Genomic DNA, 407 nt, shown 5'->3' with positions numbered 1-407 from the left:
CACCACCACCCAACAGAGGCAAACTGTTGAGTAGGGCCAATTTTACCAAGGCCTGTTGACTTGCCCTTTCCACTTCTGCTTCTAAATCAACACAGGCGGGGGTTTGACAAACCTGATCGGGGGCTTGGACATTGCCTTGGCGACGATAAAGCTCGGCCAACGCTTGCCACCGAAACCATCCTTTTAACTGAGTATCAATAATCTTTTCCGCATCAGGGGAAATGGTTTCACCTTGCCCCAGGGCAATGAGCACTGCAGCGATTTTCTGCCCATTGGACTGGCCATGGGTTAATACCGATCGCCAAGTGTCTAGGGCTTGGTCCATCTGATTTTGCTGCTGCTGTAGCAGTCCTAAGTTAATTTTAATTTGGTCTAGGGTTATTTGATTTTTAGCAATAACCGTTTGC

1 pseudogene is annotated in these 407 nt (G+C 48.2%); it reads right to left on the bottom strand.

The annotated features are described in order from the left end of the window. Positions 1-407, bottom strand: a pseudogene (locus tag ACLNEE_RS17015) (hypothetical protein); the annotation flags it as partial.

This window comes from Aphanothece stagnina RSMan2012 (assembly GCF_046764815.1).
Taxonomy (GTDB): domain Bacteria; phylum Cyanobacteriota; class Cyanobacteriia; order PCC-6307; family Cyanobiaceae; genus NIES-981.
This window is presented reverse-complemented; position numbering and strand designations above follow the sequence as displayed.